At 59.8% G+C, this 24138-nt stretch carries 28 protein-coding genes; 5 read left to right on the top strand and 23 right to left on the bottom strand.

The window, feature by feature from the left end; translation table 11 throughout:
- From FOT55_RS16595 to fkpA, 9 genes are all read right to left on the bottom strand, one after another.
- The coding region (locus tag FOT55_RS16595; protein ID WP_004202223.1) for a GTP-binding protein at positions 1 to 122 on the bottom strand (122 nt) is incomplete at its 3' end.
- A gap of 70 nt (positions 123 to 192) precedes the next feature.
- On the bottom strand, positions 193 to 2307 hold the full coding sequence (fusA, locus tag FOT55_RS16590) for an elongation factor G (RefSeq protein WP_025304497.1): 2115 nt from the start codon (positions 2305 to 2307) through the stop codon (positions 193 to 195).
- A gap of 93 nt (positions 2308 to 2400) precedes the next feature.
- Positions 2401 to 2871 carry a 30S ribosomal protein S7 gene (rpsG, locus tag FOT55_RS16585; RefSeq protein ID WP_004956203.1) on the bottom strand — a complete coding sequence of 157 codons (471 nt, stop codon included), beginning with the start codon at positions 2869 to 2871 and terminating at the stop codon, positions 2401 to 2403.
- Positions 2872 to 2967: 96 nt separating this feature from the next.
- Positions 2968 to 3342 carry a 30S ribosomal protein S12 gene (gene rpsL / locus FOT55_RS16580; RefSeq protein WP_004930426.1) on the bottom strand — a complete coding sequence of 125 codons (375 nt, stop codon included), beginning with the start codon at positions 3340 to 3342 and terminating at the stop codon, positions 2968 to 2970.
- Positions 3343 to 3485: 143 nt separating this feature from the next.
- A complete protein-coding gene (tusB, locus tag FOT55_RS16575) occupies positions 3486 to 3773 on the bottom strand; it encodes a sulfurtransferase complex subunit TusB (RefSeq protein WP_025304499.1) in 288 nt (95 codons plus the stop codon).
- Positions 3774 to 3782: 9 nt separating this feature from the next.
- Entirely contained in the window at positions 3783 to 4142 is a 360-nt protein-coding gene (gene tusC, locus FOT55_RS16570; RefSeq protein ID WP_025304500.1) for a sulfurtransferase complex subunit TusC, read from the bottom strand.
- 7 nt (positions 4143 to 4149) lie between these two features.
- Positions 4150 to 4539 (bottom strand): sulfurtransferase complex subunit TusD, encoded by a 390-nt coding sequence (gene tusD / locus FOT55_RS16565; RefSeq protein WP_060435108.1) that lies wholly within the window; start codon positions 4537 to 4539, stop codon positions 4150 to 4152.
- Positions 4539 to 5261, bottom strand: coding sequence for a helix-turn-helix transcriptional regulator (locus FOT55_RS16560; protein WP_004930418.1), 723 nt, complete (start codon positions 5259 to 5261; stop codon positions 4539 to 4541). The genes tusD and FOT55_RS16560 overlap by 1 nt, the downstream gene beginning before the upstream one ends.
- A 373-nt stretch (positions 5262 to 5634) precedes the next feature.
- A complete protein-coding gene (fkpA, locus tag FOT55_RS16555) occupies positions 5635 to 6474 on the bottom strand; it encodes an FKBP-type peptidyl-prolyl cis-trans isomerase (protein ID WP_025304502.1) in 840 nt (279 codons plus the stop codon).
- Positions 6475 to 6830: 356 nt separating this feature from the next.
- On the opposite strand from fkpA, the gene FOT55_RS16550 reads away from it, so the two are divergent.
- A complete protein-coding gene (locus FOT55_RS16550) occupies positions 6831 to 7058 on the top strand; it encodes a SlyX family protein (protein ID WP_025304503.1) in 228 nt (75 codons plus the stop codon).
- A gap of 15 nt (positions 7059 to 7073) precedes the next feature.
- On the opposite strand, the gene FOT55_RS16545 is transcribed toward FOT55_RS16550, so the two are convergent.
- The 7 genes from FOT55_RS16545 to kefG all read right to left on the bottom strand — a co-directional run bounded on the left by FOT55_RS16545 (position 7074) and on the right by kefG (position 14211).
- Positions 7074 to 8246 carry a MalY/PatB family protein gene (locus tag FOT55_RS16545; protein WP_025304504.1) on the bottom strand — a complete coding sequence of 391 codons (1173 nt, stop codon included), beginning with the start codon at positions 8244 to 8246 and terminating at the stop codon, positions 7074 to 7076.
- Between the two features lies 1 nt (position 8247).
- Complete coding sequence (gene nhaC, locus FOT55_RS16540) at positions 8248 to 9687, bottom strand: Na+/H+ antiporter NhaC (protein ID WP_147823735.1); 1440 nt, start codon at positions 9685 to 9687, stop codon at positions 8248 to 8250.
- A gap of 122 nt (positions 9688 to 9809) precedes the next feature.
- A complete protein-coding gene (locus FOT55_RS16535; RefSeq protein ID WP_060448453.1) occupies positions 9810 to 10838 on the bottom strand; it encodes a LacI family DNA-binding transcriptional regulator in 1029 nt (342 codons plus the stop codon).
- A gap of 92 nt (positions 10839 to 10930) precedes the next feature.
- Positions 10931 to 11518 carry a peptidylprolyl isomerase gene (slyD, locus tag FOT55_RS16530; protein WP_004930407.1) on the bottom strand — a complete coding sequence of 196 codons (588 nt, stop codon included), beginning with the start codon at positions 11516 to 11518 and terminating at the stop codon, positions 10931 to 10933.
- A gap of 112 nt (positions 11519 to 11630) precedes the next feature.
- The gene (locus FOT55_RS16525) at positions 11631 to 11834 is read right to left on the bottom strand and encodes a YheV family putative zinc ribbon protein (RefSeq protein ID WP_015379274.1); all 204 of its coding nucleotides are present in this window, start codon (positions 11832 to 11834) and stop codon (positions 11631 to 11633) included.
- 14 nt (positions 11835 to 11848) lie between these two features.
- Entirely contained in the window at positions 11849 to 13657 is a 1809-nt protein-coding gene (kefB, locus tag FOT55_RS16520) for a glutathione-regulated potassium-efflux system protein KefB (protein WP_147823734.1), read from the bottom strand.
- A 2-nt stretch (positions 13658 to 13659) separates the two neighbouring features.
- Positions 13660 to 14211, bottom strand: coding sequence for a glutathione-regulated potassium-efflux system ancillary protein KefG (kefG, locus tag FOT55_RS16515; protein ID WP_025159909.1), 552 nt, complete (start codon positions 14209 to 14211; stop codon positions 13660 to 13662).
- A 129-nt stretch (positions 14212 to 14340) separates the two neighbouring features.
- On the opposite strand from kefG, the gene FOT55_RS16510 reads away from it, so the two are divergent.
- Positions 14341 to 16254 (top strand): ABC transporter ATP-binding protein, encoded by a 1914-nt coding sequence (locus FOT55_RS16510; RefSeq protein ID WP_049206067.1) that lies wholly within the window; start codon positions 14341 to 14343, stop codon positions 16252 to 16254.
- 6 nt (positions 16255 to 16260) lie between these two features.
- Here FOT55_RS16510 and tauD read toward each other — a convergent pair whose 3' ends face one another.
- The 6 genes from tauD to FOT55_RS16480 form a co-directional block, all read right to left on the bottom strand.
- Positions 16261 to 17109 carry a taurine dioxygenase gene (tauD, locus tag FOT55_RS16505; RefSeq protein WP_060448454.1) on the bottom strand — a complete coding sequence of 283 codons (849 nt, stop codon included), beginning with the start codon at positions 17107 to 17109 and terminating at the stop codon, positions 16261 to 16263.
- On the bottom strand, positions 17106 to 17942 hold the full coding sequence (gene tauC, locus FOT55_RS16500) for a taurine ABC transporter permease TauC (RefSeq protein WP_033631937.1): 837 nt from the start codon (positions 17940 to 17942) through the stop codon (positions 17106 to 17108). Before tauC ends, tauD begins: the two co-directional genes overlap by 4 nt.
- Positions 17939 to 18706: a taurine ABC transporter ATP-binding subunit gene (gene tauB / locus FOT55_RS16495; RefSeq protein ID WP_025304511.1), complete on the bottom strand. Its 768-nt coding sequence runs from the start codon at positions 18704 to 18706 to the stop codon at positions 17939 to 17941. Before tauB ends, tauC begins: the two co-directional genes overlap by 4 nt.
- A 9-nt stretch (positions 18707 to 18715) precedes the next feature.
- Positions 18716 to 19711, bottom strand: a complete 996-nt coding sequence (gene tauA, locus FOT55_RS16490; RefSeq protein ID WP_049294937.1) for a taurine ABC transporter substrate-binding protein — start codon at positions 19709 to 19711, stop codon at positions 18716 to 18718.
- A gap of 114 nt (positions 19712 to 19825) precedes the next feature.
- Positions 19826 to 20608, bottom strand: coding sequence for a PhzF family phenazine biosynthesis protein (locus tag FOT55_RS16485; protein ID WP_025304513.1), 783 nt, complete (start codon positions 20606 to 20608; stop codon positions 19826 to 19828).
- 10 nt (positions 20609 to 20618) lie between these two features.
- Positions 20619 to 21221 carry a LysE family translocator gene (locus FOT55_RS16480; RefSeq protein ID WP_025304514.1) on the bottom strand — a complete coding sequence of 201 codons (603 nt, stop codon included), beginning with the start codon at positions 21219 to 21221 and terminating at the stop codon, positions 20619 to 20621.
- A 118-nt stretch (positions 21222 to 21339) separates the two neighbouring features.
- Between FOT55_RS16480 and FOT55_RS16475 the strand changes: the two genes are divergently transcribed.
- The 3 genes from FOT55_RS16475 (at position 21340) to FOT55_RS16465 (ending at position 23571) form a co-directional block, all read left to right on the top strand.
- Positions 21340 to 22320 carry a hydrolase gene (locus tag FOT55_RS16475; protein WP_147823733.1) on the top strand — a complete coding sequence of 327 codons (981 nt, stop codon included), beginning with the start codon at positions 21340 to 21342 and terminating at the stop codon, positions 22318 to 22320.
- Entirely contained in the window at positions 22317 to 22550 is a 234-nt protein-coding gene (locus FOT55_RS16470) for a YheU family protein (protein WP_004930376.1), read from the top strand. The genes FOT55_RS16475 and FOT55_RS16470 overlap by 4 nt, the downstream gene beginning before the upstream one ends.
- Positions 22551 to 22701: 151 nt before the next feature.
- Positions 22702 to 23571 (top strand): phosphoribulokinase, encoded by an 870-nt coding sequence (locus FOT55_RS16465; RefSeq protein WP_025304516.1) that lies wholly within the window; start codon positions 22702 to 22704, stop codon positions 23569 to 23571.
- A 38-nt stretch (positions 23572 to 23609) separates the two neighbouring features.
- Here the strand turns inward: FOT55_RS16465 and FOT55_RS16460 are convergent, their stop codons facing one another.
- Positions 23610 to 24017, bottom strand: a complete 408-nt coding sequence (locus FOT55_RS16460) for an OsmC family protein (RefSeq protein WP_025304517.1) — start codon at positions 24015 to 24017, stop codon at positions 23610 to 23612.
- Positions 24018 to 24138: the final 121 nt, after the last annotated feature.

Below are 24138 nucleotides of genomic sequence, written 5' to 3'. Positions count from 1 at the left end.
CCGTAGGTTTTAGCCAGAACGGTGGTGATCGCTGCAGTCAGGGTAGTTTTACCGTGGTCAACGTGGCCGATAGTACCAACGTTAACGTGCGGTTTTGTACGTTCAAATTTTTCTTTAGACACGGCTATATTCCTTACTATAGCGCTCTCCCCTTCTGGAGAGAGCACGGGACTTTGGTTTTAACCCTGCGGCTTATTTGCCACGGGCTTCGATTACGGCCTGAGCGACGTTGTTCGGTGCATCATCATACTTCAGGAATTCCATGGTGTATGATGCGCGACCTTTAGTCAGAGAACGCAGCTGAGTTGCGTAGCCGAACATTTCGGACAACGGTACTTCAGCGTGGATCTTAACGCCAGTCACTTCAGATTCCTGACCGCGCAGCATGCCGCGACGACGGCTCAAGTCACCGATAACGTCACCGGTGTTCTCTTCTGGAGTCTCAACTTCAACCTTCATGATAGGCTCAAGCAGAACTGGTTTCGCTTTCTTAAAGCCTTCTTTAAAGGCGATAGACGCGGCCAGTTTAAACGCCAGTTCAGAGGAGTCAACGTCGTGGTAAGAACCGAAGTGCAGACGAATACCCATGTCTACTACCGGGTAACCAGCCAACGGACCAGACTTCAGCTGCTCCTGGATGCCTTTATCAACGGCAGGGATGTATTCGCCAGGAATTACACCACCTTTGATGTCGTTGACGAACTCGTAACCTTTCGGGTTAGAGCCCGGCTCCAGTGGGTACATGTCGATCACAACGTGACCGTACTGACCGCGACCACCAGACTGCTTGGCGTGCTTACCTTCAACGTCGGTAATCTTCGCGCGAATCGCTTCGCGGTAAGCTACCTGAGGTTTGCCCACGTTAGCTTCAACGTTGAATTCACGCTTCATGCGGTCAACGATGATGTCAAGGTGCAGTTCACCCATACCGGCGATGATGGTCTGGTTAGACTCTTCGTCAGTCCATACGCGGAACGACGGGTCTTCTTTAGCCAGACGGCCCAGAGCCAGACCCATTTTTTCTTGGTCAGCTTTGGTTTTCGGTTCAACGGCGATAGAGATTACCGGCTCAGGGAATTCCATACGCTCCAGGATGATTGGAGAGTCTGGATCACACAGGGTGTCCCCGGTGGTCACGTCTTTCAGACCGATCGCAGCGGCGATGTCGCCTGCGCGAACTTCTTTGATCTCTTCACGCTTGTTGGCGTGCATCTGAACGATACGGCCAAAACGCTCGCGCGCAGACTTAACGGAGTTCAGCACGGTGTCGCCGGAGTTAACAACGCCGGAGTACACGCGGAAGAAGGTCAAGTTACCTACGAACGGGTCGGTAGCGATTTTGAACGCCAGCGCAGAGAACGGCTCGTCATCACTTGCGTGACGCTCAGCCGGAGTGTCTTTACCGTCGTCCAGGATACCGTTGATCGCAGGAACGTCAGTTGGTGCCGGCAGGTATTCGATTACCGCATCCAGCATCGCCTGCACGCCCTTGTTCTTAAACGCAGAACCACAGGTAACCAGGATGATTTCGTTGTTCAGTACGCGCTGACGCAGAGCTGCTTTGATTTCTTCCTCGGTCAGCTCTTCGCCGCCCAGGTATTTTTCCATCAGCTCTTCGGAAGCTTCCGCAGCGGACTCGATCAGGTTCTGGCGCCATTCTTCAGCCAGATCCATCATGTCAGCCGGGACGTCTTCGTATTCGAAGGTTACGCCTGCGTCTTCTTCGTTCCAGTTGATCGCCTTCATTTTCACCAGGTCGATAACGCCGGTGAATTTGTCTTCTGCGCCGATAGCCAGCTGCAGAGGAACAGGGTTAGCGCCCAGACGAGATTTGATCTGGCCAACAACTTTCAGGAAGTTAGCGCCCATACGGTCCATTTTGTTAACGAACGCGATACGTGGCACTTTGTATTTGTTAGCCTGACGCCATACGGTTTCAGACTGTGGCTGAACACCACCAACAGCACAGTAAACCATTACCGCGCCATCCAGCACACGCATGGAACGTTCTACTTCGATGGTGAAGTCAACGTGCCCTGGGGTGTCGATGATGTTTACGCGATGCGGTTCGAACTGCTTGGCCATACCAGACCAGAAAGCAGTAGTCGCTGCAGAAGTGATGGTAATACCACGCTCCTGCTCCTGTTCCATCCAGTCCATGGTGGCAGCGCCGTCATGAACTTCACCGATTTTGTGGTTTACACCGGTGTAGAACAGAATACGTTCGGTAGTGGTGGTTTTACCGGCGTCGATGTGAGCACTGATACCGATGTTACGGTAGCGTGCAATGGGTGTTGTACGAGCCATTTGATTCCTCTATTCCTAGGGCGTTCAAGTTCAGTTAACCCAAGCGGGCCGATTTGACGCGCCCGCTTGGTTAGCATGACTACAGCCAGGTGATTACCAGCGGTAGTGGGCGAACGCCTTGTTGGCTTCGGCCATACGGTGAACGTCTTCACGCTTCTTAACAGCAGAACCTTTGTTCTCTGCTGCGTCAGACAGCTCGTTCGCCAGGCGCAGAGCCATGGATTTATCACCGCGTTTACGTGCAGCATCAACGATCCAACGCATTGCCAGAGCATTACGACGAACCGGGCGGACTTCAACTGGTACCTGATAAGTAGAACCGCCAACGCGACGCGACTTAACTTCTACAGTCGGGCGAACGTTGTCGAGAGCGACTTCGAAAGCTTCCAGGTGATCTTTACCAGAACGCTGAGCCAGGGTCTCCAGCGCGGTATAGACGATTGCTTCTGCAGTAGATTTTTTACCGTCTACCATCAGGATATTTACAAATTTGGCCAGCAGCTCAGATCCGAACTTAGGATCTGGCAGGATTTTACGTTGGCCGATTACGCGACGACGTGGCATGGAAATACTCCGTTGTTAATTCAGGATTGTCCAAAACTCTACGAGTTTATTTTGACATTAAAGTTAAAACGTTTGGCCTTACTTAACGGAGAACCATTAAGCCTTTGGCTTCTTCACGCCGTACTTGGAACGAGCTTGCTTACGGTCTTTAACACCGGAGCAGTCAAGTGCACCACGGACGGTGTGGTAACGCACACCTGGCAGGTCTTTTACACGACCGCCACGGATCAGGATTACGGAGTGTTCCTGCAGGTTGTGGCCTTCGCCACCGATGTAGGAAGTCACTTCGAAACCGTTAGTCAAACGCACACGGCAAACTTTACGCAGTGCGGAGTTTGGTTTTTTCGGGGTAGTGGTATATACGCGGGTGCATACGCCACGTTTCTGCGGGCAGGCTTCCAGCGCTGGAACGTTGCTTTTAGCAGCCTTCACAGAGCGTGGTTTGCGAACCAGCTGGTTAATTGTTGCCATTAAAAAAGCTCCTGGTTTTTGCTTCGTACTAGCTTCGTAAACATGTGATAAATCCCCTCGTATGCACTATTGGCAGAGTACGAGGACGCAGAATTTTAGGGCTGACCAGTATGGGTGTCAAGAAATATACAACATCACTCTCATTACCAGGCCATTTGGCTGCGGTGTTGTTCGGTTAATTCAACGAAGTGATTATAGCCGATGACAGTGATTTTGTGCGAAAAATGACCAACCAATCCCCGAGCTTCCAGGTCATCCTGCAGCGCATAAAGGGATATGGGGGCGGCGAGCAGCAATTCAAGATGAGCGCTGCCGGCAAGGCCTGCAAGCACGCCGTCCTGTAGCAGCAACAGCGCGTCGCCCTCCGCCGCCAGGCGCAGCAGCGCAGGTAAGTCACATTGGTTTGGCGAATGGCTCAGGGTATACAGCATCAGAAGATCCTAAAACGTCATCACGGCGTCGTAACCGGCCAATTGGCGGCGCAATTCATCCGGCGCCAGCACCTCGGCATCCAGCACCCAATCGGTCACCTGACTCAGCCCACGCTCCTGCAGCGAAGCCTGGCATAGATAGCAGCGCTCCACGTCATACAACGGCAGCACGCCGAAGGTGGCGATGTAATTGCGCGCCAAGATTTTTTCCGGTTGCTGGCCCGGCAACAGCTGCAATACGCCATCGCCGACAAAAAACACCCCCAAATCCTCACTGAGCGCCGATGTGGCAAGCAGCGCATCCAGCCCTTCCCTGCCGCCGGCACCGCCGTGCGGCCCGTGGGTGAAAACAAAAGCGACTCGTTTCATCATATCCTCAGAACTGCACCAGACGGTCGCAACTCAGCGACGCTTCGGCCAGGGAACCCAGCCCGCTCAGGGTAAAGCCGGGCTGCAGGTTGGCGCTTGCCAGCCCCTGTTGCGCCGCCTCCTGCTCGTCGGTGATGCCACGGCGCAGCGCGGCAGCAACGCAGACGTTGAGCGCCACGCCGTGTTGCTGCGCCAGCTGCGTCCAACCGCGCACCAGGTCGAACTCGTCGCTGGCCGGCGCGGTCAGCTGGTTGGCGTTCAACACCCCTTCACGGTAGAAAAAAACGCTGGAAAGCCGGTGCCCTTTCGCCAGCAAAGCCTGAGCGAACTGATAGGCGCTGCTGGCCTGCTGAGTGCCGTAAGCCGGGCCGGTGACCAACAGACAATAATCGAGCATCAACGGTCGCTTCCCAACAGATCGCCGCTCTTGAACTGGCGGATGTACAGATACACGGTGTGTTTGGAGATATTCAGGCGATCCGCCACCTGATTGATCGCATCCTTGATATCGAAGATGCCTTTCTCATAGAGGTTGAGCACCACCTGGCGATTCTTGGCGTTATTGGACACCGAGCGGTCGGCGTTCACCTCTTCGATGGTGAACTCCAGCGTCTGCGCCACCAGATCGTCGACGGAAGAGGCGAAATTCACCGACGACGGCACGTCCTGCGTGGCCGGCGGCATAAAAGTCTGCATGATCTGCGAGAACGGCACGTCGAGGTTCATGTTGATGCACAGCAAGCCGATCACCCGCTGCTCGCGATTGCGAATGGCAATGGTCACCGATTTCATCAACACGCCGCTCTTGGCGCGGGTAAAGTAGGCTTTCGACACGCTGCTGTCGTCGCCGGCCATGTCGTGCAACATGCGCAGCGCCAGGTCGGTGATCGGCGAGCCGATTTTGCGCCCGGTGTGTTCCCCGTTGGCGATGCGCACCGCCGAGCTGTTCAGGTCTTCCAGCGCGTGCAATACGATCTCACAGTGGCCGCCGATCAACATCGCCAGCCCGTCGACCACCGCTTCATAGGATTTCAGGATTTCATGATCCGTTTGAGTAAACGGACGTTCATTCAGCAAATCAAGTTCGCTGGCTTCGCTGGATAAAAGCGAATTCGACATCGAAGATACCACCCTCATAGATCGCCTGTGCCAGGGGGCGCAGCTAAAACCGCTCGGACCGGATCGCTGCCGTCGTCGGCATGCCGCCGCGCGGCTGGCTGAGAGCCGCATAAAACGGCACGATGACATCCGCGGGCGAGGCGGCCGGGAACAATTTTAGGTACACGCCCTAAGGGGCAGACGCATGACTGATAAGTCAGAATTATTAGTCTAGCAAAGCGGCCGGAGCAAAGTCCTTGCGTTTGCGCGTGGTATTGACGTTAAGCCCGATGCCCGGCAGGCGTCAAGCGTTCAATGGCGAGAGAGGTGGCGGCGGCCAAAATGAAAACCGCCGCGGAGGGCATCCGCGGCGGTGGCAAACAAAGCGACGAGATTATTTCGCTTTGGTATCGGCTTTCGCGTCAGCCGGTTTTTCGGCTTTAGCGTCGGCTTTCGGCGCCGCTTTCACGTCCAGCAGCTCAACGTCGAAGACCAGCGTGGAGTTAGCCGGGATGCCCGGAACGCCGGTTTTGCCGTAGGCCAAGGCCGGCGGGATCACCAGCTTGATTTTGCCGCCTTTCTTGATGTGCTTCAGACCTTCGGTCCAGCCAGGGATCACGCCGTCCAGACGGAACGACAGCGGCTCGCCGCGGGTATAGGAGTTATCAAACTCGGTGCCGTCGGTCAGGGTGCCTTTGTAGTTCACCACCACGGTGTCGCTGTCTTTCGGCGCTTCACCCGCGCCCGGTTTCTCTACCTGATACAGCAGGCCGGATTCGGTTTTCTTCACGCCTTTTTCTTTAGCGAAGCTGTCGCGATACTTGGCGCCTTTGGTTTCGTTGTCCTTGGCGTCCTGCTCCATCTTCGCCTGAGCGGAAGCCTTCACGCGCGCTTCGAAGCCCTGCAGGGTCTTCTCGATGTCGGCATCGTTCAGCTTGCTCTTGTTGGCGAACGCGTCCTGAACGCCGGCGATCAGCTGATCTTTGTCCAGTTTGATGCCCAGCTTCTCTTGCTCTTTCAGAGAGTTGTCCATGTAACGGCCGAGAGAGGCGCCCAGTGCGTAGGCCGCTTGCTCGTCGTCGTTTTTGAACTTGCCGGTGCTTGGCGCTGCTGCCGCGTCCGCTGGTTTAGCGGCTTCTGCCGGTTTGGCGGCATCGGCTGCCATGACCTGGGTCGCATTCAGAGCAAAAGCCATGGTGGTTGCCAGAAGCGTGACTTTAAACAAAGATTTCATCCATTTCTCCAGTGTCTGAAGCAATGCCCCAAACAATCATTAGGTAAGATAACCGGGCTACTATAGCTGCCTGAAACAAAACAAAACAGTCGCACAGGTAACCAATCGAGTCAAAGTGTGACTCCCACTTTGCCGAGAAGTTTCCCCCTGAGTGCTACTCGCATGATAAATCAGATTTTTCTTGCAGAATATTCGGCGAGGTTAGCAAAAAACAGCGTATCGGGCGCGCAACTTTTCAGCACTTTACACTGCCGATCGCAACGTTGCGCGCCGTCTGAAGAAATAGCGCGAGCAAACCCGGCGCCAGCTGTTACCATAGCGCCGAATCAGGATTTTATCGCGTCAGAGGTAGCCTCATGCACAACGCCGACATTCAACGCCTGCTACAGCGGCTTGAAGAACTGGAGAGCCGTCAGGCTTTCCAAGAGCTCACCATCGAAGAGCTCAACCAGACCGTTACCCAGCATCAAATGGAAATGCTGAAGATGCGCGAACACCTGCGCATGTTGACCGACAAGCTGCGCTCGACCCAAACCTCAATGATCGCCTCGCAATCGGAAGAAACCCCTCCGCCGCACTATTGAGGGTCCGTTGCGCGGTTATTTCAGGCGTGCCAACCCATCGACGGCACGCTCGAGATACCGGCGCGGGCACCCCAGGTTGATGCGGATAAAACCGCTCCCCTGCGGGCCGAAACCGCTGCCCATCGACGGAGCCAGCTTTGCCACCGCCACCAGCGCCTGCTGTAAGTCAGCATCGCTCAAACCCAGTGCACGGCAATCCAGCCAGGCGAGATAGGTCCCTTCTGCCTGGGTCATCGTGCACCAGGGCGCGGCGGCCGCCAGCGCCCGTTCAAACCAACGCCGATTCTCCGCCAGGTAGCTGAGCAGCTCATCAAGCCAGACAGCACCCCGTTGATAGGCCGCGGTCGCCGCCGTCATCGATAGCGCGTTGAACACATCCAGCCCGTGGGCATTCAGCCGATCGACAAACGCCTGCCGAAGCCGAGCGTTGGGGATCAGGAAATTCGAAATGCGCAGCGAGGAAAGGCCGAACGTTTTGCTGGCGGACGTCGCCGCAATCGCTCGCTCGCGATATTTCTTGTCCAGATGCAACACCGACGTAAACGTCTCGCCGGGCAGCAGCAGATCGGCCCAGATCTCATCGGAGATCACCGTAACGTCGTGGGTATGGCAAAGCGCCATGAGCCGCTCCAGTTCATCGCGGCGCCAGCAACGGCCTGTCGGATTGTGCGGATTGCACAGCAACAACAGCGGCGGTTTACGCTGCGCCAGACAGGCAGCCAACTGGTCGAAATCGATCCGATATCCCTGCGGAGTTTTCAACAGAGGATTCTCAAGCACCTCTCTGCCATTCATGGTGACTATCTTGGCGAACGAGCCATAATACGGCCCCTGCACCACCACACCGTCCCCCGGCTTGCTGAGCAGTTGGATCAGCATCGCCAATCCGGGCACCACCCCCTCAATCGACGTAAACCACTCACGCCGCAGCGGCAAGTCGTGCCGTTTGGCGAACCAGTCGATCGCCGCCTGATAGTAGGCGTCGTCACGTTCGCTGTAGCCAAAGACCCCGTGGTCCACCCGCTGATGCAGCGCCTGTTGCACCTCTGGCGGACATGGAAAATCGAAATCGGACACCCACATCGGCAACAGTTCGCTGCCATCCAGTTGCAGATAGCGGTCGATGAAGTCCCACTTCACGGAGCTGGTGTTGTGGCGATCGATGATGGCGTTGAAATGACTCGTCATGTCAGGCTTCCTTACGCTGCAAATCGTTCTGAGGTTGAAGTTTGGCGATACCGAAGCCGGCGAACCCATAAATCAGGGCGAACACCACCGCGGCATAACATTGGATCGCCCACGGCAGCAGATCGAGCGTGCTGACCCCCAGCGTGGTCGCCATGTAAATACCGGCGGCCGTCCACGGGATCAGCGGCTCGATAACGGTGCCCGCATCCTCGACGGTGCGCGACAGGTTTTTGTTGTCCAGCCCCATGCGCCGATAGGCCCCTTTGAACAGCTCCGCTGGGATCAGCAGCGCCAGCTTGCCGTCGCTGGTCGCGCCGGTCACCAGGATCGTGGTGGCAACGGTGGCGGCGATCAGTTGGCCGGTGGTGTGCACCACGTGCAGCAGCCGGCTGATGATCACCGTCAGGGCGCCGGTCAGCGTCAGGGCGCCGGCGAAGGAAAAGGCGCAGAACACCAGCAGGATCGTACTCATCATCGAGAACATGCCGCCGCGGTTCAGCAGGCGCGGCACATCGGCGACGATCCCTTCGACGTTATGGCCCTGGCTGGCGAACATCGACAGATTGAAGCCGTCCATCAACGCATTCAGCCCCTGTTGCAGGCTAAAACCCTGCAGCGCGACGCCGATGGCGATCGCCAGCGCGCAGGCGGCCAGCATGACAGGGATCACCGGCCGTTTGGTCACTGCGCCCCACAGCACCAGCACCGGTGGCAGGATCAACAGCAGGTTGAAATGGTACAGCCCCTCAAGCGCGCTGACGATTTCGGTCACTTTTTCCGGCGTTGCCACGCTGCCCACCGCGCCGGTGTGGCCGGCGATCAGGTACACCACGGCGGCCAGGATGAAGCTCGGCAACGTCGTGTACATCAGATGCTGGATATGGCTGTAGAGATCGGTATCCGCAACGATAGCCGCGAAGTTCGTCGAATCGGACAACGGCGAAATTTTGTCGCCGAAGTAGGCGCCGGACACCACCGCCCCAGCCGCGGCGGCCAGCGGCACGTCTAAACCGGCGGCCACGCCCATCAGCGCCACGCCCACGGTGCCGGCTGCCCCCCACGAGGTGCCGGTGCACACCGAGATCACGCTGGTGATGAAGAACGCGGCAATCAGAATATATTGCGGACTGATCAGCTTCAGCCCCCAATACACCATGTAAGGGATTGTACCGCTGATCATCCAGGTGCCGATCAGGCCACCTACGCAGATCAGGATCATGATCACCGGCATGGCCTTCGCCAGCTTGGCCACGATGGCCTCGATGATGTCGTCCCAGCGGTAACCTTGCCACCAGGCCAGCGCGGCGGTGATGGCGGCGGAAACCAGCAGAAGCGGTTCAATGCGCAGGCCAAACTGGCCATAGCCGATGATGAGCAGCAACAGCATGGCCACAATCGGCAGCGTCGCCAACCCAAGGTTGAGCGTTTTCTTATTATCCATATACGGCTCCTGTTGAAGATGGGGTACTGCAACAGCGTAATGGCTTCGATAATCGGAGGATGTGAGCGCAGGCAACCGGCCATGTAATCGGTTTCATGCGCTCACGTTGTGTGACTTGCCTCTCATTCGCCGCGCTTGCTTTGCTCATGCGGCTCGCCGTCGGTGACAGAGTCTCGCAGGATAAGCTCGGCCGAAAAGCGGTTGTTCTGCGGCGCGACGTCGCTGCCGCTGTGGATCTGCAGCGCGAGGCGCGCGGCGCGTCGGGCCATTTTCTCGATGGGGTAATGCACAGTGGTCAGCGAAGGGTGGAGATATTTCGCCAGGGCAATGTCGTCAAAGCCAACGATCGACAGCGCATCGGGCAACTGAATGTGCCGTTGATGGCAGGTGCGCATCATGCCGGCGGCCATCACGTCGTTGAACGTCACTGCGGCGGTGAAGCGTGGGTCGCTGGCCAGCACGCGCTCGGCCGCCAACTCGCCCCCTTTCTCGTTGAAGGGCACGCTGATGATCCAGGCTCCGGGCACCTCAATACCAGCGGCGGCCATGGCCTTGCGGTAACCCGCTAACCGCTGTGCGCGGTCGTCGATCGGCAAATCCGCCGTCACGCAGGCGATTCTCCGATGCCCCTGGCGAATGAGTAGCTCGGTCGCCGCCTGTGCCGCCTTGGCATTGTCGAGCCAAATACAACGATTGGCGATGGCCGGCAGGTAGCGATTGACCAGCACCAGCGCGGGCGTGTGGGCGGCGTAGCGCAGCAGCTCCTCTTCTCCCATGCGCGTGACGTGCGCCACAATGGCTTCGCATCCCTGATTGATGAGAAAGTCGAGGCCGCTTTTTTCCAGTTCGGCCTGATGCCCGCCGCTGCACAACATCAAACGCACGCCAGCCTGCCGCGTGATGTCTTCCACGCCCCGCGCCAGGCGCGAGAAAAACGGATCGTCGAGGTTGCCGGTCAGCAACCCCAGCATATTGCCGCTTCTTTTCGCCAGTGCCAGCGCGGCGGCGTTGCGGTGGTAATTGAACTCGCGCATCGCTTTCTCGACGCGTTCGCGGGTCACCGGTTCAACGTAGGCGGTATTATTGATCACCCGGCTGACGGTGGCCGTGGAAACGCCGGCGCGGCGCGCAACGTCTTTCATGGTGGCCATGGCATGTCCTGTTGTGCCGTTCGGCGCCTGGTGCGCCGCGCATAAAAAAGGGCAGCCAATGGCCGCCCTCTTGTCTCGGGATTGCGTTCTGCTTAGTGGCAGCCGCAACCACCGTTACCGCAACCGCCTTTACCGTGGTCGTGACCATGGTCGTGATCGTGGCTGTGGCCGTGACCGCCGCAGCAACCTTCACCGTGCTCGTGGTGATGGTCGTGCTCGCCGTGTACGTGACCGTGCGCCAGCTCTTCTGCGGTCGCTTCGCGGATCGCGACAACTTCCACGTTGAAGTTCAGGTTTTGGCCGGCCAGCATGTGGTTGCCGTCAACCACGACGTGGTCACCGTCAACTTCGGTGATTTCAACCGGTACCGGGCCCTGATCGGTGTCAGCCAGAAAACGCATGCCGACCTGCAGTTCGTCAACGCCCATGAAGACGTCTTTCGGTACGCGCTGCACCAGGTTTTCGTCGTAGTTGCCGTACGCGTCGTTCGCGCCGACGTGAACGTCAAAACGATCGCCAACGTCGTGGCCTTCGAGTGCTTTTTCCAGACCTGCGATCAGAGAACCATGCCCGTGCAGATAGTCCAGCGGTGCGCTCACCGGAGACTCATCAACCAAAACACCGTCTTCTGTACGTACTTGGTAAGCCAGGCTGACCACCAAGTCTTTTGCTACTTTCATGATATCTCCTACCGTTGGCTACTAGGACGCGCACCGTTATCGGGATGCGCGCCTTTTCCGGACAGATTGTAACGGAAATCTGCCTCGCTGTACCCTCCGGGATAAAAAAACGCTACTTCGGCTGGAAAATGCCGATCACCTGCTCTTGCGGGCGAACGTGTTTTTCCACCTGCTGTTCGGTCTGGCGCTGATGGTGTCCGCACTTGACGCACTCCACCACTTCCACCTGATCCTCCCGCCATACCGCCAACGTATCCATAGCGCTACAGCTCGGGCACACCGCCCCGGCGATAAATCTCTTACGTGTTGCAGACATCGTTATGCTCCCGCTTATTCGTATTCGTCCCAGCCGTCGAACTGGCGACTTTCTTTTTGCATTTCGCGATGGAACAGCTCTTCCAGCTCGCGCCGCGCCTCTTTCACGCGGGAAATTTGCGCCACGTCGCCCTGATGCGGCGGCATCAGCTCACGCAGCATGCGCATATCCAGGCGGCGGAAATGCTGCTGGGCGCGGAAAGCCTGATGCGGGTGCATGCCCAACTCCATCAGCGCCTTGCGCCCCAGTTCCAGCGCGCTGGAGAAGGTTTCGCGGCTGAACTGTTTCACGCCCGCCTGCAGCAGCTCATGCGCCTCCACGCGGCCGCGCGCACGCGCCAGAATGCTCAGGTTCGGGAAGTGCTGTTGGCACAGCCGCACGATCTCCATGGTGTCTTCCGGCTCATTGCAGGTGATCACGATCGACTTGGCCTTCTCGGCGCCCGCCGCGCGCAGCAGCTCCAGCTCGGTGGCGTCGCCGTAATAAACCTGGTAACCGTAACGCCGCAGCACGCCGACGGCGCTGACATCGCGCTCCAGCACGGTAATGCGCATTTTGTTGGCCATCAACAGGCGGCCGATCACCTGGCCGAAACGCCCGAAGCCGACGATGATCACCTGCGGATCGTCATCCTCTACGTACGGCGTTTCCTCGTCTTCGCCTTTAGCGTTATAGCGGCGCGCCAAAATGCGGTCGATGGCCTGCATCAGCAGCGGCGTGGTCATCATCGACAGCGTCACCACCACCAGCAGCAAAGAGAGTTGATCCGGCTGCAGCACCTTTTGCGCCCCCGCCGCCGAAAACAGCACGAAGGCAAACTCACCGCCCTGGCTGAGCACCCCGGCAAACTGCAGCCGCACCGAGCTACGCAGGCCGAACAGACGCGACACGCCATAGAGCACGCCGGATTTGACCGCCACCAGCGCCAGTACGCCGATCAACACCTCGGCCAGGTGGGTGTAGAGCACGCCGATATTCAACACCATGCCCACCGAGATAAAGAACAGCCCCAGCAGCAGCCCTTTAAACGGCTCGATGGAGATCTCCAGTTCGTGGCGATATTCGCTCTCCGCCAACAGCACCCCGGCGATGAAGGTGCCGAGCGCCATCGACAGGCCGAGCGCCTCCATAAACAGCGCCGAGCCGAGCACCAACAACAGCGCCGCGTCGGTGAAAATCTCGCGCACGCCGGAGGCGGCGATATAGCGGAACAGCGGCCGCAGCAGAAAGCGTCCGCCGATCAGCATGCCGCCGAACGCCGCGACCTTGAGCGCGATCTTCGCCCAGTCGTCGCTGGTGCCGCCGGCGCCGGCCAGAATGGGGATCAACGCCAACGCCGGGATCACCGCCATATCCTGGAACAGCAGCACCGAGAAACCGAGCTGCCCCCCTTCGTTGCGGTTCATGCCCTTTTCGCGCATCAGCTGCAGCGCCATGGCGGTGGAAGACATCGCCAGGCCGATACCGCCGATCACCGCCGCCTGCCAGGCGAAGTGCGTCAGGTACAGCAACGCGCCCAGCACCGCCGCGGTGAGCAACACCTGGCCGGCGCCGGCGCCGAAAATCGAGCGCCTCAGTTCCCACAGCTTGCTGGGGTTCAGCTCCAGACCGATGATGAACATCAGGAACACCACGCCCAGCTCGGAGAAGTGCAGGATCTCGTCAACGTCGCGGATGAAGCCCAATCCCCAAGGGCCGATGGCAATGCCGGCGATCAGATAGCCCAGCACCGCGCCGATCCCCAGGCGACGGGCGATCGGCACCGTCACCACCGCGGCAAACAGGAACAGCAAAATGGCGGTCAGTAAGGTCGATCCTTCCATGGTCACCGCCCTCCGTGCGGCAGCGGGTGGCTCAGCCACTCGCCGTAGGCGTCTGCATGGCTGCGCAACACCTCCGGCTTCTGCCGCCGCGCCCAATAGACCACGAACGGCGTCAGCCAGTGCATATGGCACATCCCGGCGGTCAGCTCGAACGGCCGCAGGATATCTTCCATCGGATAGTGGTTATAACCGCCGGTGCGGTAGGCGCCTTCCGGCTCACCGGTGGTGATCACCGAGCGCCAGTATTTGCCCGCCAGCGCATTGCCGCCCACCCCGCTGGCGAAGCCGCGCGACAGCACGCGATCCAGCCACTCCTTCAGCAGCGCCGGACAGCTGTAGGTATACAGAGGGTGCTGAAACACGATGACCTGATGCTCACGCAGCAGCTGTTGTTCGTGATGAATATCGATAAAAAAATCAGGATAGTGCGCGTAGAGATCGTGCACGGTGACATGTTCCAACTGCTGCGCCGGTCGAAGCAAAACCCGGTTCGCCACCGAGTCATGGGATTCCGGATGGGCATACAGCAGCAAGACCTTGGGCGGCTGCGACATCATTCCCCTCCAAAGCGTCGTCAGAGTAGCGGTTTTCCGCTACCATGCATCGCAAAGACAAAAACAGCGCGCGGTGCGCGTTCTGTTACCTTAATGATAATTTAACATACTCTGAACATACGGCGCTTTATGATTGTATTCTCCTCGCTACAAATCCGACGCGGCATCCGCGTCCTGCTGGACAACGCCACGGCGACGGTTAATCCAGGTCAGAAGGTCGGCCTGGTGGGCAAAAATGGCTGCGGCAAATCCACGCTGCTGTCGCTGCTGAAGGGCGAGATCGCGGCGGATGGCGGCAGCTTTACCTTCCCCGGCAACTGGGCGCTGGCCTGGGTCAACCAGGAGACGCCGGCGCTGGATGTGCCGGCGATCGAGTATGTTATCGACGGCGACCGCGAGTTTCGCCAGCTCGAAGCCGAACTGCAGGCCGCCAACGACCGCAACGACGGCCACGCCATCGCCACCCTGCACGGTAAGCTGGACGCCATCGACGCCTGGACCATCCGTTCCCGCGCCGCCAGCCTGCTGCACGGCCTCGGCTTCTCCAACGAACAGCTGCAAAGCCCGGTGCGCGACTTTTCCGGCGGCTGGCGCATGCGTCTCAACCTGGCGCAGGCGCTGGTGTGCCGTTCCGACCTGCTGCTGCTCGACGAACCGACCAACCACCTGGATCTCGATGCGGTGATCTGGCTGGAGCGCTGGCTGAAAAGCTACCCCGGCACGCTGGTGCTGATCTCGCATGACCGCGACTTCCTCGATCCGATTGTCGACAAGATCCTGCATATCGAACAGCAGACCCTGAACGAATACACCGGCAACTACTCGTCGTTCGAACGCCAGCGCGCCACCAAATTGGCGCAGCAACAGTCGCTGTATCAGCATCAGCAAGAAAAAGTGGCGCACCTGCAAAGTTATATCGACCGTTTTCGGGCGAAGGCCTCCAAGGCCAAGCAGGCGCAGAGCCGCATCAAGATGTTGGAGCGCATGGAGCTGATCGCCCCGGCGCACGTCGACAACCCGTTCACCTTCAGCTTCCGCCCGCCGGAAAGCCTGCCGAACCCGCTGCTGCGCATGGAAAAAGTCAGCGCCGGATATGGCGATAAAGTGATCTTGAAGTCAATCAAGCTGAACCTGGTACCCGGTTCACGCATTGGCCTGCTCGGCCGCAACGGCGCCGGTAAATCGACGTTGATCAAACTGCTGGCCGGCACCCTGGAACCGCTGAGCGGCGAGATCGGCCTGGCGAAAGGCATCAAGCTGGGTTACTTCGCCCAGCACCAGCTGGAATTCCTGCGCGCCGACGAATCGCCGTTGCAGCATCTGAGCCGCATCGCGCCACGGGTGCTGGAGCAGCAGCTGCGAGATTACCTGGGCGGTTTCGGGTTCCAGGGCGACAAGGTCAGCGAAGTGACCGAACGTTTCTCCGGCGGCGAGAAGGCGCGGCTGGTGCTGGCGCTGATCGTCTGGCAACGCCCGAACCTGCTGCTGCTCGATGAACCGACCAACCACCTGGATCTCGACATGCGTCAGGCGCTGACCGAGGCGCTGATCGATTTCGAAGGCGCGTTGGTGGTGGTCTCGCACGACCGTCACCTGCTGCGCTCCACCACCGACGATCTGTACTTGGTACACGACGGCCAGGTCGAGCCTTTCGAGGGCGATCTCGACGACTACCAGCAGTGGCTTGTCGACCTGCAGCGCCAGGAAAACCAGCAGGATGCACCGGAAAAAGAGAGCGGCGGCAACAGCGCGCAGGCGCGCAAGGACCAAAAACGCCGCGAGGCGGAGTTCCGTACGCAGACCCAACCGCTGCGCAAGCAGATCGCCAAGCTGGAACAGCAGATGGAAAAACTGGGCGCCGAACTGGCGGCGGTGGAAGAGCAGTTGGCGGATCCCGCACTGTACGACATCAGCCGCAAGGCCGAACTGACCGACTGCCTGCAAAAGCAAAGCCAGGCCAAATCCGCGCTCGAAGAGACGGAAATGACCTGGCTGGATGCGCAGGAACAGCTGGAGCAGTTAACGCAGGCGTTCGACGCCTAAACGTTGTTACGCCTTGTAAAAGGGCCTATCCCCCAGAATGGTCGCGCGGTGCATGATGCGCCGCTGCGGCAGATAATCCGCGTTGGCGTAGTGCTGCGTCACGCGGTTATCCCAGATCGCCACGTCATTTTCCTGCCAGCGCCAGCGCACCTGAAACTCCGGTTTGGTGATGTGAGCAAACAGGAAGTTCAGTAAAGCGTCGCTCTCCTTCGGCGCCACATCCACGATCCGCGTGGTGAACCCTTCATTGACGAACAGCGCCTGCCGGCCGCTGACCGGGTGAGTACGCACCACCGGATGCAGCAGCGGCGGATTTTTCTGCACCGCCAGTTGCCAACGCTGGTGTTCTTCTTCACTGCCGCGATGCTTGTACTCCGGGAACGACTTGGTGAAGTCATGTTCCGCGCGCAGCCCCGCGAGCAGCGTTCTGAACGGCGCCGACAGCGCCTCGTAGGCCGCGATGCCACTGGCCCACAGCGTATCGCCGCCGGTGGAAGGCAAGGTCTTGGCCGCCAGGATCGCCCCCAGCGGCGGGTTCTCGATAAAGGTCACGTCGGTGTGCCAGTTGTCGTTGTCCGGCGGGTTGTCGTCGTGGGTATCGAGCACGATGATCTCTTCCACGTCGGTGGCGTGCGGATAGACCGGATGGATGTGCAGATCGCCGAAGCGGCCGGCCAGATCGCGCTGCTGCAGCGGCGTGATCGGCTGGTTGCGGAAGAACAGCACCTGATGCTTGAGCAGCGCATGATAAAGCTGTTCAAACTGGCCATCGCCCAACGGCCGGGCCAACTCGACGTTTTCCACCAGCGCCCCGATGTAAGGCCCCAGCGGGGTGATATTCAGACGTTCGTTCATTGCTGTACTCCATGCCACGGGGTCAATCGGCGCTGCAGGGCGCGCAGCCCCAGCTCCAACCCAAATGCAATCACCGCAATCACGCCGATGCCGGCCAGCACTACGTCGGTCGCCAAAAACTCACCGGCGGATTGCACCATAAATCCCAGGCCGCGCGTGGCGGCGATCAGTTCGGCGGCCACCAGCGTCGACCAGCCGACGCCCAGCCCGATGCGGATGCCGGTCAGGATCTCCGGCAGCGCGCTCGGCAGCACCACGAAACGCAGCACCTGCCAACGCGTGGCGCCCAGCGCGCGGGCGGCGCGCACCCGCACCTGCGCCACGCTGCGCACGCCGGCCACGGCGGAGAGCGTCACCGGCGCGAAAATCGCCAGATAAATCAACAAGATTTTCGAGGTCTCGCCGATGCCGAACCAAATTACCATCAGCGGTAAATACGCCAACGGCGGCACCGGACGATAGATCTCAATCAGCGGATCGAGGATGCCGCGCACCGTGTCGTTCAGCCCCATGGCGATGCCCACCGGAATGCCGACGATCACCGCCGCCAGCAGCGCCACCAAAATGCGCCCCAGGCTGGCCGCCAGATGCTGCCACAGCGTGGCGTCCATAAAGCCTTGCGGGCTGGCGATGGTGATCAGTTGATGCAGCACCTGCTGCGGCGCCGGCAGGAACAGCGGGCTGATCAGCTGCAGCGCCGTCACGCCCCACCAGACGATCAACACCGTCAACAGCGTGGCGCCGCTCAACCAAACGTTGCGCGGCACGCTGAAACGGCGCGCCGCTTTGCCCTGCGGCTGCGCCGCGGCCTTTAACGTGGAATGCAGGCTCATAGCAAGGCCTCGCGCTGTTGGAAAACTTTGCCCAGCACGTATTCGCGCTGCGCGATAAATTCAGGATCGGACTTAATCGAGCGGCAGGCTTCGCCGTCGGCATAGCGTTGGCCGAAGTTCAGCGACAGTCGCTCCACCACCTGCCCCGGCCCCGGCGACAGCAGCAGCAGCTCGCTGGCGAGGAACACCGCCTCTTCGATATCGTGGGTAATCAGCAGCACCTGCTTGCCGGTATCGCGCCAAATAGTCAGCAACAGCTCCTGCATCTGCTCGCGAGTAAACGCGTCCAGCGCGCCGAACGGTTCATCCAGCAACAGCAGGCGCGGATCCGCGGCCAGGGCGCGGGCGATGCCGACGCGTTGGCGCATGCCGCCGGAAAGCTGCCAGATGAAATGCCGCTCGTAACCGGCCAGACCGACGCGCTGCAGCATCTGCTCCGCCACCTGGCGGCGCTGCGCCTTGCCGACGCCGGCCAGCTGCAGGCCGAACTCGACGTTGTCCACCACGTTACGCCACGGCAGTAAACCCTCATGCTGGAACACCACGCCCCGTTCAGCGCCCGGGCCGTGAACGGGCGTTCCATCCAGCGTGATGCTGCCAGCTGAAGGCTCGATAAACCCGGCGATCAAATTCAGCAGCGTGGTCTTGCCGCAGCCCGATGGGCCGAGCACCACCACCAGTTGCCCGGCGGCGATCTGGAACGACACGTCACGCAGCGCGGGCCGCCCCTGATACTCTGCTGAAAGATGATTGACGTTTAGCATCCTGCTTCCTTACGACTGCGGCGCAGCCTGCACCTGTTTCACAAAACGGTCGGTGACGTAAGCGCTGTAGTCGCTGTCGACCTGCGGGATCTTGCCCTGCTGCTTGAGGAATTCGGCGGTATCGCGGATTGCCTTGTCCACCGGCTGGCCGAGCTGGGCAACCTGATCGGCCACCGGCAGATAACGGTTCCCCTTCACCAGTTCCGGCACCTGCGCTTCCGGTACGCCGCTCAAGCGCGCCAAGGTGCTAAGATGGCTCGAATCTTTCAGCCACTGTTCCGGCGCCGTCAGGTAGGCCTTTTGCGCCTGCAGGGCGCTGGCGGCAAAGGCGGTCACCACGTCGGGATGTTTCTCGGCGAAGTCTTTGCGCACCACCCACACGTCCAGCGTCGGTGAACCCCACTCGCCCACCTGCGCGGAGTCGGTCAGCACCTTGCCCTGTTTGGCCAGTTCGTTGACCACCGGCGCCCAGACGTAGGCGCCGTCGATGTCGCCGCGCTGCCAGGCGGCGGCGATGGCCGGCGGCTGCAGATTGAGGATCTTCACCTGTTCAGGCTTGATGCCCCAATGTTTGAGCGAGGCCAGCAGGCTGTAATGAGTCGTAGAAATAAACGGCACCGCAATGCGCTTGCCGATCAAATCCTGCGGGTTTTTGATGTCATTCTTCACCACCAGCGCTTCAGAACTGCCGAGCTGCGAGGCGATGAGGAACACTTCGATGGGGAGTTTTTGGCTGGCGGCCACCGCCAGCGGGCTGGAGCCGATATTGCCGATCTGCACGTCGCCGGAGGCCAGCGCACGCAGCACGCTGGAGCCGCTGTCGAACTTACGCCAGTCGACGGTCGCACCGGACTGTTTGGCGAAGCTGTTTTCCGCCTGCGCCACCTTGGCCGGTTCTGCCGACGTCTGGTACGCCACGGTCACGTCCACCGCGTAGGCGCTGGCCGCGCTGAGCGACAACGCCAGCAGCGCCACGTTACGTAAGGAAAAGAGTTTGCCCGCCATGTTCCGCTCCGTTGATAAAAATCTGTTCAGTTGCTGACAGTTTTATCTGAGCGATGACGGGCGATAAAAGAATAAAAAAGTCTTCTTTATTACCTTGAGTAATATAACCGCAGATTACAGCGCGATACTTCCGTGCAGGAACACATGAGCATAGCCACCGAGCAGCGTGCGATCCCCTTGCAGTTCGCAGAACAGTTCGCCGCCGCGTGCCGAGATCTGCTGCGCATGCAGCCGATGGCGGCCGAGGCGCGCCGTCCAGTAAGGCATCAATGTGCAATGCGCGGAGCCGGTCACCGGATCCTCGCCGCCGTCGAGCGTGAAATAGCGCGAAACGAAGTCCACGGTGTCACCCGGCGCGGTGACGATCACCGCGCGGCCGGCCAATGCGATCAGCGCCGGGATGTCCGGGCGCAGCGCGCGCACCTGCGCCTCATTTTCCACCACCACCAGCAGCGCTTTCGCCTGCCACACTTCCTGCGGCTGCACGCCCAGCAGCGCCGCGAGGCCCGCCGGTTCGGCGACTTTTTGCGGCGGCCTGGCGGGGAAATCAAGCACCAGCCGCTCCCCGTCCCGCTCATCGCGCTTGACGAACAGCTCGCCGCCGGCCGAACGGAAGCGAATATCCTTCAGCGCCGGGTTAACCGCGCTGAACATCACATGCGCCGCCGCCAGCGTGCCGTGGCCGCAAAGATCAACCTCACGCTCCGGGGTAAACCAGCGAATGGCGGTCATGTCGCCGTCATCCCAAACAAAGCTGGTTTCCGGCAGGCCGATCTCGTTGGCGATCGCCTGCAACCGCTCCGCCGGCAGCGGCTGCGTCAGCAGGCAAACCCCGGCCGGGTTGCCGCGCAGCCCTTTGCCGGTAAAAGCAACCACGTGATAATAATTTTCCGCCATCGTTCACTCCTTAATGCCAGATCAGTAACACACAGGCTGCGGTCAACAACCCCATGGAAACGTTGAAGATAACCCAGGCCTTTTTGCTGCGCAGCAGGCGGCCGATCAGGGTACCGAACGCCAGCCAGATAACGCCGGCGACGATGTTTACCGCCAAAATGCCCAGCGCGATCGCCGCAATGGAACCGTTGTACTTATCGCCCGCCAGGCTGAAGCTGGCCACCGCGCCCAGCGCCATCAGCCAGGCTTTCGGGTTGAGGAACTGCAGCAGCCAGCCCTGATACAGCCGCACCGGCTGCGGCGGCGCCACGTCGGTTTCCAGCTTTTCATAGGCGGCGGTGGCGACTTTCCACGCCAGCCACAGCAGGTACAAACTGCCGAGGATTTTCAGGATCAGGTGCAGCGACGGGTAAACCAGGATCAGGCTGCCGACGCCGAAGGCCACCAGCAGCAAAATGCTTTGCATGCCGAGCATGATGCCGATCATCAGCCACAGCGAACGCATAAAGCCGAAGTTAGCGCCGGAGGTGGTCAGCAGCAGGTTATTGGGGCCTGGCGTGATGGCGGCGACCCACAGGAAGCCCAGCATCGAAAGGAATAAACTCGGTTCCATGGCACGGGTGCTCCTCACCCAAGGCGCTTTTTTGCAGTATCATTGTTAATTCTTGGTATTGAAGCTAACAGTGCGCTAGGGATCTCACAATAGCCGCCCACAACATTTTACTCAGCCTATGCCTAACACCTTTCGCCCCCTGACCGGGGCCAGTAACCCGCACCTGCAAACGCTGTTGCCGCGGCTGGTGCGCCGCCGCGTGTTATTGAAACCGCATTGGCAACGGCTGGAATTGCCCGACGGCGACTTCGTCGATCTTGCCTGGAGCGAGGATCCGGCGCAGGCGCGCGACAAACCGCGCGCGGTGCTGTTCCACGGCCTGGAAGGCAGCTTCTACAGCCCCTACGCGCATGGCCTGCTCAACGCCTGGCGTGAGCGCGGCTGGCTCGGCGTGGTGATGCACTTTCGCGGCTGCAGCGGCGTGCCCAACCGCAAACAGCGCATCTACCACTCCGGCGAAACCGAAGACGCGCGTTTCTTCCTGCGCTGGCTGCGCGACAGCTACGGTGAGGTGCCAACCGCGGCGGTAGGCGTTTCGCTCGGCGGCAACATGCTGGCCTGTTATCTGGCGCAGCAAGGCGCCGACAGCCTGCTGCAGGCGGCGGTGGTGGTCTCAGCGCCGCTGATGCTGGAACCCTGCGCCTACCGCATGGAGCAAGGCTTCTCCCGCGTCTATCAGCGCTATTTGCTGGGGCAACTGAAACAAAACGCCACCCGCAAACTATTGCACTACCCGGACACCCTGCCGCTCAAGCTGTCACAGCTGAACGGTTTGCGGCGCATCCGCGAGTTCGACGACGCCATCACCTCGCGCATTCACGGCTTCAGCGACGCCACCGACTATTATCGCCGCTGCAGCGCTCTGCCGCTGTTGCCGGCGATCCAAACGCCGCTGCTGATCATCCATGCGAAGGACGATCCCTTCATGACCCATGAGGTGATCCCCGATGTCGCTGGCCTGCCGCGCAATATCGAATATCAGCTGACCGAGTTCGGCGGCCACGTCGGCTTTGTCGGCGGCACGCTGAAAAAACCGCACATGTGGCTGGAGCATCGCATTCCGGCCTGGCTTTCCCCTTATCTGGACATCCCGACGTGATCATTCCCTGGCAAGAACTGGCAACCGACACCCTGAACAGCCTGATCGAATCCTTTGTGCTGCGCGAAGGCACCGATTACGGCGAGCACGAACGATCGCTGGAACAGAAGGTGGAGGACGTGCGCCGCCAGCTGAAAAACGGCGAAGTGGTGCTGGTGTGGTCAGAACTGCATGAGAGCGTCAACATCATGCCGCGCGGCCAGTTCCGCGCCGGGCAGGAAGAAATTTAGTGGCGTTCGGTTCTATGACTGACGGAAAAAATCAGGTAACAATGGGACATTGCAAACCAGCGAGCGCCATTTTTTCCTGACATAGAGAGCGTCAACAAGAGCCACAATAATCCCCTGACGCCGGCGCATTCAACACGGAGTGACAACCACCATGTCTGCCAAACATCCCGTTATCGCGGTGACCGGTTCCAGCGGCGCCGGCACCACCACCACCAGCGTGGCGTTCCGCAAAATCTTCCAACAGCTCAACATTCGCGCCGCCGAACTGGAGGGCGACAGCTTCCACCGCTACACCCGGCCGGAAATGGACGCGGCGATCCGCAAGGCGCGCGATCTGGGCAGGCACATTAGCTATTTTGGCCCCGAGGCCAACGACTTCGGCCTGCTGCAGCAGAGCTTTATCGAGTACGGCAAAAACGGCACCGGCCGTTCGCGCAAGTACCTGCACACCTACGACGAAGCGGTGCCCTACAATCAGGTGCCGGGCACCTTCACCCCATGGGAGCCGCTGCCGGCGCCGACCGACGTGCTGTTCTACGAGGGGCTGCACGGCGGTGTGGTCACCGAACACCATGACGTGGCCAGCCACGTCGATCTGCTGGTCGGCGTGGTGCCGATCGTCAACCTGGAGTGGATCCAGAAGCTGATCCGCGATACCGGCGAGCGCGGCCACTCCCGCGAGGCGGTGATGGATTCGGTGGTGCGTTCGATGGAAGATTACATCAACTACATCACGCCGCAGTTCTCGCGCACCCACATCAACTTCCAGCGTGTGCCGACGGTGGACACTTCCAACCCGTTCGCCGCCAAAGCCATTCCCTCACTGGATGAAAGCTTCGTGGTGATCCACTTCCGCGGGCTGGATCAGATTGACTTCCCCTATTTGCTGGCGATGCTGCAGGGCTCGTTTATCTCGCACATCAATACGTTAGTGGTGCCGGGCGGCAAGATGGGGCTGGCGATGGAGCTGATCATGGCGCCGCTGGTGCAGCGATTGCTGGAAGGCAAGAAGATCGAATAAATGCGTTGAGCGCGGCGGCGGGCCGCGCTCCGTCTCGATTACGCCGGTTGGCGGATCTCGAAACTGTGGGTCACCGTGGCAGCCTTGTTGAGCATCAGCGCCACCGAGCAGTATTTCTCCGCCGACAGGTTCACCGCACGCTCTACGATTTTGTCGGTCAGATCCTGACCGGTGACGATGAAGTGCAGATTGATATGGGTGAACAACCGCGGGGCTTCTGCACGGCGCTCGGAGGTCAGCTTCACCTCGCAGTCGCGCACGTCGTTGCGCCCTTTTTGCAGGATGGACACCACGTCAATCGCGCTGCAGCCGCCCACCGACATCAGCACCATCTCCATCGGGCTCGGCGCTTTATCGCCGGCGTTGCCGTCCATCAGCACCTGGTGGCCGGAGGCCGATTCACCCAAAAACGTTAACCCTTCCACCCACTTAACTCTTGCCTGCATTCTGGTCACTCCGGTTAATTTCTTAAAATCAGAGTACGCTTTCGCATAGAAACAGGCAACGTAACCTGATGCTAATCATGCTGAAGCGAGACAACACGAGACACCCGCCTTACTCTGTGCT

It is taken from the genome of Serratia bockelmannii (assembly GCF_008011855.1).
Classification (GTDB): domain Bacteria; phylum Pseudomonadota; class Gammaproteobacteria; order Enterobacterales; family Enterobacteriaceae; genus Serratia; species Serratia bockelmannii.
Note: the sequence above shows the minus strand (reverse complement) of the source record. Positions and strands in the feature narration are given on the sequence as shown.

Excerpts from the sequence above, each read along its gene's own strand:
- slyD (WP_004930407.1), bottom strand. The coding sequence starts at position 11,518 with ATGAAAGTAGCAAAAGACTTGGTGGTCAGCCTGGCTTACCAAGTACGT.
- rpsL (WP_004930426.1), bottom strand. The coding sequence starts at position 3,342 with ATGGCAACAATTAACCAGCTGGTTCGCAAACCACGCTCTGTGAAGGCT.
- FOT55_RS16465 (WP_025304516.1), top strand. The coding sequence starts at position 22,702 with ATGTCTGCCAAACATCCCGTTATCGCGGTGACCGGTTCCAGCGGCGCC.
- FOT55_RS16550 (WP_025304503.1), top strand. The coding sequence starts at position 6,831 with ATGCACAACGCCGACATTCAACGCCTGCTACAGCGGCTTGAAGAACTG.
- FOT55_RS16485 (WP_025304513.1), bottom strand. The coding sequence starts at position 20,608 with ATGGCGGAAAATTATTATCACGTGGTTGCTTTTACCGGCAAAGGGCTG.
- tauB (WP_025304511.1), bottom strand. The coding sequence starts at position 18,706 with ATGCTAAACGTCAATCATCTTTCAGCAGAGTATCAGGGGCGGCCCGCG.
- nhaC (WP_147823735.1), bottom strand. The coding sequence starts at position 9,687 with ATGGATAATAAGAAAACGCTCAACCTTGGGTTGGCGACGCTGCCGATT.
- tusD (WP_060435108.1), bottom strand. The coding sequence starts at position 4,539 with ATGCTCGATTATTGTCTGTTGGTCACCGGCCCGGCTTACGGCACTCAG.
- tusC (WP_025304500.1), bottom strand. The coding sequence starts at position 4,142 with ATGAAACGAGTCGCTTTTGTTTTCACCCACGGGCCGCACGGCGGTGCC.
- FOT55_RS16535 (WP_060448453.1), bottom strand. The coding sequence starts at position 10,838 with ATGGCCACCATGAAAGACGTTGCGCGCCGCGCCGGCGTTTCCACGGCC.
- fkpA (WP_025304502.1), bottom strand. The coding sequence starts at position 6,474 with ATGAAATCTTTGTTTAAAGTCACGCTTCTGGCAACCACCATGGCTTTT.
- FOT55_RS16510 (WP_049206067.1), top strand. The coding sequence starts at position 14,341 with ATGATTGTATTCTCCTCGCTACAAATCCGACGCGGCATCCGCGTCCTG.
- FOT55_RS16480 (WP_025304514.1), bottom strand. The coding sequence starts at position 21,221 with ATGGAACCGAGTTTATTCCTTTCGATGCTGGGCTTCCTGTGGGTCGCC.
- FOT55_RS16545 (WP_025304504.1), bottom strand. The coding sequence starts at position 8,246 with ATGACGAGTCATTTCAACGCCATCATCGATCGCCACAACACCAGCTCC.
- kefG (WP_025159909.1), bottom strand. The coding sequence starts at position 14,211 with ATGTCGCAGCCGCCCAAGGTCTTGCTGCTGTATGCCCATCCGGAATCC.
- fusA (WP_025304497.1), bottom strand. The coding sequence starts at position 2,307 with ATGGCTCGTACAACACCCATTGCACGCTACCGTAACATCGGTATCAGT.
- FOT55_RS16525 (WP_015379274.1), bottom strand. The coding sequence starts at position 11,834 with ATGTCTGCAACACGTAAGAGATTTATCGCCGGGGCGGTGTGCCCGAGC.
- tauC (WP_033631937.1), bottom strand. The coding sequence starts at position 17,942 with ATGAGCCTGCATTCCACGTTAAAGGCCGCGGCGCAGCCGCAGGGCAAA.
- FOT55_RS16560 (WP_004930418.1), bottom strand. The coding sequence starts at position 5,261 with ATGTCGAATTCGCTTTTATCCAGCGAAGCCAGCGAACTTGATTTGCTG.
- kefB (WP_147823734.1), bottom strand. The coding sequence starts at position 13,657 with ATGGAAGGATCGACCTTACTGACCGCCATTTTGCTGTTCCTGTTTGCC.
- tauA (WP_049294937.1), bottom strand. The coding sequence starts at position 19,711 with ATGGCGGGCAAACTCTTTTCCTTACGTAACGTGGCGCTGCTGGCGTTG.
- tauD (WP_060448454.1), bottom strand. The coding sequence starts at position 17,109 with ATGAACGAACGTCTGAATATCACCCCGCTGGGGCCTTACATCGGGGCG.
- FOT55_RS16460 (WP_025304517.1), bottom strand. The coding sequence starts at position 24,017 with ATGCAGGCAAGAGTTAAGTGGGTGGAAGGGTTAACGTTTTTGGGTGAA.
- rpsG (WP_004956203.1), bottom strand. The coding sequence starts at position 2,871 with ATGCCACGTCGTCGCGTAATCGGCCAACGTAAAATCCTGCCAGATCCT.
- tusB (WP_025304499.1), bottom strand. The coding sequence starts at position 3,773 with ATGCTGTATACCCTGAGCCATTCGCCAAACCAATGTGACTTACCTGCG.
- FOT55_RS16475 (WP_147823733.1), top strand. The coding sequence starts at position 21,340 with ATGCCTAACACCTTTCGCCCCCTGACCGGGGCCAGTAACCCGCACCTG.